8 protein-coding genes and 1 pseudogene are annotated in these 8,616 nt (G+C 45.3%); 7 read left to right on the plus strand and 2 right to left on the minus strand.

What is annotated here, in order from left to right; translation table 11 throughout:
- The first annotated feature begins 142 nt into the window (after positions 1 to 142).
- From AACT21_RS02925 to AACT21_RS02955, 7 genes are all read left to right on the plus strand, one after another.
- Complete coding sequence (locus tag AACT21_RS02925) at positions 143 to 973, plus strand: hypothetical protein (protein ID WP_094164604.1); 831 nt, start codon at positions 143 to 145, stop codon at positions 971 to 973.
- A gap of 250 nt (positions 974 to 1,223) precedes the next feature.
- Complete coding sequence (locus AACT21_RS02930) at positions 1,224 to 2,195, plus strand: tripartite tricarboxylate transporter substrate binding protein (RefSeq protein WP_047689163.1); 972 nt, start codon at positions 1,224 to 1,226, stop codon at positions 2,193 to 2,195.
- Positions 2,196 to 2,397: 202 nt separating this feature from the next.
- Complete coding sequence (locus tag AACT21_RS02935; RefSeq protein ID WP_176428337.1) at positions 2,398 to 2,895, plus strand: tripartite tricarboxylate transporter TctB family protein; 498 nt, start codon at positions 2,398 to 2,400, stop codon at positions 2,893 to 2,895.
- A gap of 9 nt (positions 2,896 to 2,904) precedes the next feature.
- Positions 2,905 to 4,431, plus strand: coding sequence for a tripartite tricarboxylate transporter permease (locus tag AACT21_RS02940; protein ID WP_017046152.1), 1,527 nt, complete (start codon positions 2,905 to 2,907; stop codon positions 4,429 to 4,431).
- Between the two features lie 140 nt (positions 4,432 to 4,571).
- Positions 4,572 to 5,273 (plus strand): response regulator, encoded by a 702-nt coding sequence (locus AACT21_RS02945; RefSeq protein ID WP_013856957.1) that lies wholly within the window; start codon positions 4,572 to 4,574, stop codon positions 5,271 to 5,273.
- Positions 5,274 to 5,300: 27 nt separating this feature from the next.
- Positions 5,301 to 6,602, plus strand: a complete 1,302-nt coding sequence (locus tag AACT21_RS02950; RefSeq protein ID WP_094164605.1) for an ATP-binding protein — start codon at positions 5,301 to 5,303, stop codon at positions 6,600 to 6,602.
- A 145-nt stretch (positions 6,603 to 6,747) separates the two neighbouring features.
- On the plus strand, positions 6,748 to 7,116 hold the full coding sequence (locus AACT21_RS02955) for a diacylglycerol kinase (protein WP_094149310.1): 369 nt from the start codon (positions 6,748 to 6,750) through the stop codon (positions 7,114 to 7,116).
- 227 nt (positions 7,117 to 7,343) lie between these two features.
- Here AACT21_RS02955 and mglC read toward each other — a convergent pair whose 3' ends face one another.
- Together mglC and AACT21_RS02965 are read right to left on the minus strand one after the other, a co-directional pair.
- A complete protein-coding gene (gene mglC, locus AACT21_RS02960) occupies positions 7,344 to 8,351 on the minus strand; it encodes a galactose/methyl galactoside ABC transporter permease MglC (protein ID WP_013856962.1) in 1,008 nt (335 codons plus the stop codon).
- Between the two features lie 10 nt (positions 8,352 to 8,361).
- Positions 8,362 to 8,604: pseudogene (locus AACT21_RS02965) on the minus strand (sugar ABC transporter ATP-binding protein); the annotation flags it as partial.
- Positions 8,605 to 8,616: the final 12 nt, after the last annotated feature.

Here is an 8,616-nt window from a genome sequence, read left to right on the forward strand (position 1 = left end):
CATTAGACTAATGTATAAGAAACTTAATGATTAAATTTGAACCAGAAGAAGATAAAACTCTGTGAGCTTGAAAAGAGAAAAGTGTCGATTTCGCAGATAGAATAAGCAGTGCAACCCATTACCGATGACACGGCCATCACTTATGAATCTTTGCAAGAGAATCACGCACTCTCCTTTTGGTTACGCTCTCGCCTGCTCGTTGCTCTTATCTGGATGCATTGCTTACAACAGTAAACCGAAAAATCCGCGCAGCTACCCACTACTGAGTGAGGCGATCTATTCTGAAGATGATCTTTCATTGGCAGACAACCCAAATATTATTCGCACGGCAATAGAGCAGAATCAATCGGTTACGATCAATGACCTCAACGCGCTAACAAGCCAGTTACCTATTGTTTTTCCTGAATTAAATTTACACCTTGAGCAAGAACACTCATTTGATGCTCGCTTATTTCAAAGCGCAGTACAGCAACTTGTTGCTCAATTTGCTTGTGAATTGTACAGCAGCCAGCAAATGCCCGATTCGGTTCAAATGTGTGCAAACGATGGCCGTGTAACACCGAACAACTTAGGTTATTTGCCTTTCCAGCAAGGCAAGTATTCGGGTGAGCGTTTAACGGTTCATCGACATTCTCAACCGCAAGGTTCTCAATCGCAAAGTGTAGCGGTTGATCTCTATCTTAAAAGCACATCGGAGCGACCACTGAGTTCAATATGGGGCTCGACGCATACTTTAGGGCGGTTCCATGGATCGCACTTTTCATCGGACAGTGTGGTACTCACCGTCTACTTCGAAGGGCATGTGTTAGATGAGCGCCATCAATGGCAAGCCCAATATCCCGAACCTTTGATCTTTTTCTTACTGCTGCCCAGTATCACGACCTTACTTCAACAAGGTAATGACGCCTTAGCCGCGCAATTTGCAATGAATAACACTCGATTACTGCTCGTAGATAGTGAGACAAGACGCTAACGAAGACTCGTCACACAACGCAGCAAAATAACGCCGTGAACTTTATGAACAAAAACGTTTTTATGCCCTATATTGTTTTTATCTACGCATTAGAGACAAACCTGTAACAGGTTATTAACTTAACGTATCTGCATTGGATCATTGATGCAGTCATGATAACAACGATAAGCACCCTATCTCCGCCTGTAGCATTCAGTCACAAACGCTCCAAGGTAAAGATGAAGATGCGCCCTACATAAGGAACGTGAATATGTTTAAGCAGTTCAAACCAACCCTCACTGCATCCATTCTGGCTGCAACCTTTTCTATTAGCAGCTTCGCCGCTGATATTGAGAAACTTCACATTTTAGTACCCGGTGGCGCGGGTGGTGGTTGGGACATGACGGCTCGTGGTACAGGTGATGTACTGATGAAAACCGACATTGTCGGCAATGTGTCTTACCAAAACTTATCCGGTGGTGGTGGTGGTAAAGCGATTGCACACCTAATTGAAACCGCAGACCGCCAAGAAGATACCTTGATGGTCAACTCTACACCGATTGTTGTTCGTTCTTTATCCGGTGTTTTTCCACAATCCTTCCGCGATTTAACACCGATTGCCGCCACCGTTTCTGATTATGGCGCTATCGTTGCTGCGGGCGATTCAAAATACAAAACGTGGGAAGATGCGGTTGCCGATTTCAAAGACAACCCGCGTAAAGTCAAAGTCGCTGGCGGTTCTGCTCGTGGCAGTATGGATCACTTAGTCGCCGCAGCCGCTTTCAAAGGGCAAGGGTTGGATCCAAAAGAAGTTCGCTACATCGCCTATGACGCGGGTGGCAAAGCCATGGCGGCACTGCTTTCTGGTGAAACACAACTGCTTTCAACAGGCTTAGGTGAAGTGCTTGAAATGTCCAAGTCTGGCCAAGTGAAAATTTTGGCGATCACCGCCCCTAAACGTTTGGAATCTGCCCCGAATATTCCAACATTAACTGACTATGGCAACCCAACCGTCTTTGCTAACTGGCGCGGCTTCTTCGCAGCCCCTGGGATCAGCCAAGAGAAGATTGATCAGTGGAACGCAGCATTAGCGAAAATGTACACCACCGATGAATGGAAAGTGGTACGCGACCGTAATGGTTGGATCGATAACTATCAAGCGGATAAAGAGTTTTACGCCTTCTTAGAAGCCCAAGAAAAAGAGATGGGTGATCTGATGCGTGAGCTCGGTTTCCTGAAGTAAGGTCGCTAAGGGGACAGTTCCTTGCCTTGTCCCCGCTAGCAACACTTTTGCCGTGTGCAGTTATGCTCAATACTCCTTTGTTTATCAGGCAAATATGGATAGGAAAACCTTCATATACCTATCCCTTTGCCCTTAGTTAATCAATTCATTAACTCGCTGCTACACGGCTCTTTTCTCCCCTATTTCTACCATGGAGTTGGATATGTCGGATCTGCCAACCAAATTTTTCAGCAAAGAATATTTACTGTGCCGCGATCGCGTTGGCGCGTTGATCTTCCTTGTTCTTAGCCTTTGCTACGGCTATCAAACGACTCAAATACCGATGTTTCCCGGTGATGAATATGAACCGTTTAACGCCCAAACCTTGCCGACTCTGCTGACTTACGCTGGAATTGGCCTCTCTTTGTTGATGCTGGTGTTAGGGCAGCACGATAAACAAAGCGGCGCGGTATTGCACTTCAACTGGAAATTGTTGATTGGTTTTTTAGTGTTGATGGCGCTGTACGGACTTGGCCTAACCTATTTAGGCTTCGTACTGGCCACCAGTTTCTTTCTACTCGCTGGCTTTTATATTTTGGGTGAAAGACGCAAATCAGTGTTATTTGGTGCTTCTTTTCCCTTTGTCATCGCGTTTTATCTGCTGCTTACTCAAGGTTTGGACATCTACCTTGAGCCCGGCGTTATTTTCACACTCTGGTAGGAACTGATTATGTTAGATGGAATTTTACAAGGGCTTTCTACCGCCATGATGCCAATGAACATCTTCATGGTGATTGTGGGCTGTTTCGTCGGTACTTTTATCGGCATGTTGCCCGGGCTTGGCCCTATTTCGGCCATCGCGTTGATGATTCCGATCACCTATGGTCTTGAACCATCTTCAGGTTTGATTTTAATGGCCGGCGTTTATTACGGCGCTATTTTTGGCGGCTCCACTTCCTCCATTTTGATTAATGCTCCCGGATGCTCAGCAACCGTGGTCACCGCGTTTGATGGCTACCCCATGGCGCAAAAAGGCCAAGCTGGTAAAGCGTTAGCCATCGCCGCTTACGCCTCTTTTACAGGCGGAACCTTGTCAGCGATTATGCTCTTGGTCGCAGCGCCTGCACTGGCCAGCGTGTCACTGAGTTTTCAATCCTCTGACTATTTTGCGTTGATGCTACTCGGTCTATCGGCGGTCGCCGCCTTTGCTGGCAAAGGACAAGTCCTTAAAGCATGGATGATGGTTGTTCTTGGCTTGATGCTCTCTACCGTTGGTATTGATAAAGGCGTAGGTGTGGAACGTTTTACCTTTGGCTTAACTGATTTAATGGACGGTTTTAGCTTCCTCTTGCTGGCGATGGCGACATTCGCTTTAGGCGAGACATTAATGGGTATTTTAAAACCAGAAAACGACACGCGTACAGATGAACAGAATAAAATCAGCAACTTGGGCAGTATGAAAATCACCAAAGCAGAATTTAAAGAAGCGGCTCCCGTTTCAATTCGTGCTTCCATTTTAGGTTTTTTCACCGGCGTGTTGCCCGGCGCTGGCGCAACCATCGCCGCATTTTTGAGTTATGGTATGGAGCGCAGCTTAGCGCCCAAAGATAAAAAAGAAGAGTTCGGTAAAGGGTCTTTGCGTGGGCTTGTTGCACCAGAGTCAGCCAATAACGCCGCCTCTAGCGGATCTTTTGTTCCGCTGTTGACACTCGGCATTCCCGGCTCTGGCACCACAGCGATCATGCTTGGAGCCCTGCTCTCTTACGGCATTCAACCTGGCCCTCGTTTATTTGTTGATCACCCTGATGTCTTTTGGTCTGTCATCATCTCAATGTATCTCGGTAATATTGTACTGATCATCCTTAACTTGCCACTTATTCCTTATATTTCAAGGCTATTGGCGGTACCGAGAACCGTATTGCTGCCGATGATTTTGTTCTTCTCAATCACCGGTGTTTATTTGGTTTCGTTTAACACTATGGATGTTTACGTAATGTTGATCGTCGCGATGGGGGCGATTGCTCTACGGTTAGCCAACTTCCCGCTGGCACCACTGCTGCTTGGCTTTATTTTGGGTGGATTAATGGAAGAGAACCTTCGCCGCGCGTTGATGATCAGCGATGGGGAGTTAAGCTTCTTGTGGGAACGTCCGATCACTTTCGTGTTTACCGTGCTTGCAGTCGTAATGTTGACTAGTCCACTTGTGGTGATGCTGGCGAACAAACTTCGCTCTTCACCGACCAAAGCCGTTGAATAACAAGAGATTGTATCAATAGAAACTCATCCAACCATACAAAGACCTAGCGAAAATGCTGGGTCTTTGCTTTACTATGCACTTCAAATTTTTCCAATGTCAGCGATTGTCATGTCGTTCATCGTACCTATCTAGGAGTCTCCATGACGGATAGACACTCTTTAATCATCGTTGAAGATGATCTAAAACTCAGAGAAATGTTAACAGAATACTTTGAAAGTCAAGATATTAGCGTCATTGCCCTTGCTGAAGGTGCCAAAGCGAGCGCGGTCATTTTAGAGCAACAACCAGATATCGTGTTACTGGATTTAATGCTACCCGGTGAAGATGGGCTGACAATTTGTAGACAGATCCGTCCTATGTACAACGGTAAGATATTGATGCTAACCGCCAGTGATGACGATTTTGATCACGTTGCAGCACTGGAAATTGGTGCCGATGATTTTGTGACAAAGCCGATTAAACCACGCGTCTTGCTTGCAAGAATGCGTATGCTACTGCGCAGAGTCGACAACGAGCCAATTCAAACCGCGAAAACCGTGCTTGAATTTGGGGCCTTGTCTCTCAATCAATCTCGACATCTGTGTGAAATGAATGGTGAGGCCGTAGCGATGACCGACAGCGAATTCGACTTGCTGTGGCTACTGGCATCAACACCAGATCAAGTCCTATCACGGGATGTATTAACCAAAGCGTTACGCGGGATTGAATACGATGGGCTTGACAGAACCGTCGATAACAAGATTGTCATTTTGCGTAAAAAACTCGGTGATGATTCTTCCACACCGAAACGCATTATTACGGTCCGAGGGAAAGGATACCTTTTTGTACCAGACACGTGGTAATGACCACGTATTTTAGAAGAAACCTGTATGCGTCGTATCTACGTTGAATCTTTTGTTGGTTTATTGCTCTTTTTTTTAGCGACACTCATTACCATTGAACTGGTCGTTTACCAGCTTGGTACTGACTACGATTACGTACTTGAAGATTATCAAGCTGAAGCATTTCATGACTTGGTCACTCGTATTTATCAGCATGAAGGTGAAGCCAACACCTTAAATGTACTAAAAGAATATGCCGATAAAACACGACAACTGATAGAGACGCATACTGAAAAGACCTTACCCTCAGATGTGCGAGCGTTTTTCTTTACCACCGCCCCCAATGCCTACACCTACTACGATGATGACCGTTTTTTATGGCTGCGCCTTACGTCCACCTCACCAATTTACAGCTTTAAACCCGATGAAGAATCACCACTGAGGCAAGCCATTTTCTTCGCAGATAATCTCTCACTTTTGCTGCTTGTCGTCGGTTTTGCACTGTACTGTGTGTTGCTGATCTGGTTCATCAGTCGGCGAGTGCGTGAATTGGAAAAAGTGACCTTAGCCTTTGCCGCTGGTGATCTGACCGCTCGCGCCTCCATCAAAAGCGGCGATAAAGTCGGCTCTTTAAACAAAAGCTTTAACTACATGGCGAGCAAAATTTCCGCTTTGGTGCTCAGCAATAAAGCGCTGAGTAATGCCGTGGCTCATGAGTTACGCACCCCTATCTTTCGGATCCAATGGCAAGCAGAAATGTTGGCCGATGAATCTCTGACACCAAAACAAGCGGCGAAAGTCGCCAGTATCATCGAAGATACCGAAGAGATGGAAACGATGGTCGATGAACTTCTTTACTACGCGAAAGTTGAAAGGCCAGAAAACGAACTCAATATGCAGACAATTCAGCTCAATTACTGGCTCGAACCAATACTAGATAAATGGCGCAGCAACAGCGTAGTCGAAATCCAGTTGCTGCCATTAGCACAAGTCGCCACTTTACAAGTCGATCCATACCTTCTCAAAAGAGCTCTGGATAATTTATTGGGTAATGCTCAGAAATACGCCAAAAGCAAAATAGCCGTTGAAACCTCCGTGCTCAACGCAGGTCAAGCAGTGCAAATTGATATCCATGATGATGGAGAAGGGATTGACCCACAGCACTGGCCATTCATTTTTGATGCTTTTTACAGCGCGGATCTCTCACGTGGAGAGCGACAATCAGGCTTCGGATTAGGCTTGGCCATCGTCAAACAGATCGTTTTACGCCACAACGGCCAAGTATCGGTGGCTAAAAGTGTGTTCGGAGGCGCTTGCTTTACTCTTGTACTACCCGTGGTGGGCGTTTAATATCGGGCCACTTAAGAGAATCAGTGAACTGACGTCATTGATTCTCTTTTTTAACATGAGGGTGCGGGGCGAAGGCTATTTTACGTCTACACGTAATTCACTCATACCCATTGTCATAGTTATTCATTATTAGGTTGTTCATTTTATGAAACCAGGTCGTACGGGTATAAAGCGTCTGTTTTATGCCACAGGTTATTCAATACAAGGGCTGAAAGCCGCGTGGCTAAACGAAGCCGCTATTCGACAAGAAACTGTCACTTCAATTTTGTTGATTACCATTACTTTCTTTTTGCCTGTCACTAAAATTGAGCAAATCATGATGATTGGTTGCTTAGTCTTAGTTGTGATTGTGGAGTTGATGAATTCCGCCGTGGAAGCCGTGGTTGACCGCATCGGTAACGAATGGCACGAACTCAGTGGCCGCGCCAAAGACATCGGTTCAGCTGCCGTACTGATCGCGTTGATATTTTCAGCATTCACATGGATGTTTATTCTGTGGCCTTATTACTTTTAGCGCACAATTTGGCCACAGGATCGGACTTGCATCTGCTCTATCCCAATCGTGATCACCAACCGTCACGTATCAAAATATTGATCGAGGAGATTGTGCGCTATTTTGAAAAACGTACGCTTCCTACTGGGCAATAGCAAAAGAGCGCCGATAAAGGCGCTCTTTGTTTATTTTATTTCGACAATTTTCGGCGATTAAATATCGAAAATTGTATTTTTGCTCTTAGGCGGTTATTTCTTATTCGCGTACTTCATTGAGTCCAACGCGACAGCGAAAATAATAATGCCGCCTTTAATGATGTACTGCCAGTAAGGGCTCACGCCAATGTAGGTCATGCCATAGTTGATCACAGTGAAGATAAGCACACCCGTGACCACACCCGCAATGCTTCCGACACCGCCAGCAAATGACACGCCACCCACAACACAGGCTGCAATCGCATCCAACTCGTACAGGAAGCCAAGGTTATTGGTCGCACTGCCGATACGGCCAGCTTCCAACATACCGCCAAACGCATAGAACACACCCGATAAAGCATACACTTTCAGTAGCGTCAGTGGCACATTAACACCAGAAACTTTTGCAGCTTCTGGGTTACCACCGACCGCGAAAATGTTCTTACCAAAAACGGTCTTATTCCACAAAATCCATGTAAAGATAATCGCGATAATGGCGTAGAAGGTTATGTACGAAAACCTAAAATCCCCAAATCGAATAAAACCTTGAGTGAATGAAGAGAAACGCTCATCAAAACCTGCTATTGGAGATGCACCCACCGAATCGTAGTAGAGAGAGTTAATCCCGTAGACGATGATCATGGTGCCTAATGTGGCGATAAACGGCGTTACTTTTAAATAAGCAACAATCACACCGTTCACTAAACCGATGATCGCGCCGATCGCGCACACACAAAGAATCACAGCCACAATCGGCACGTCACCAATGCTGGGGAATACTTTGTTGACGTTATCAATTGATTGTAAAAGTGTTGCCGAAATTACAGCGGCTAAACCCACTTGACGTCCAGCAGAAAGGTCGGTTCCTTGCGTTACAATCAGCCCCGCCACACCCAATGCAATAATAACGCGCACTGAAGATTGCGTTAATATATTACTAAAGTTGCGTAAACTTAAAAATGATGGCTCCTGAATAATAATAATTGCCAGAAGAATAAATAGAACCGCATAGATCGCACCTTCCTTTAGGTGCTTCATTGCAAATGTTTTAACTGAATCCATAATAATTTCCCTAAAGGTAACGAGAGGCCAGCTCTAATATTTCATTCTGTGAAGTGTCTTTAGTATTAACGATTCCCGCAGCTCGGCCATTACTCATCACCAATATTCTATCGGTAATGCCTAACAACTCTGGCATTTCGGAAGAGATAATAATAATCCCTTTATTCTTTTTCGCTAATTCCAATATCAATTGATAAATTTCAAACTTTGCTCCGACATCAATACCCCGAGTCGGCTCATCAAGCATTAATACTGTCTCTTATCA

This window comes from Vibrio sp. V08_P9A1T1 (assembly GCF_963874405.1).
GTDB classification, from domain to species: Bacteria; Pseudomonadota; Gammaproteobacteria; order Enterobacterales; family Vibrionaceae; genus Vibrio; species Vibrio anguillarum.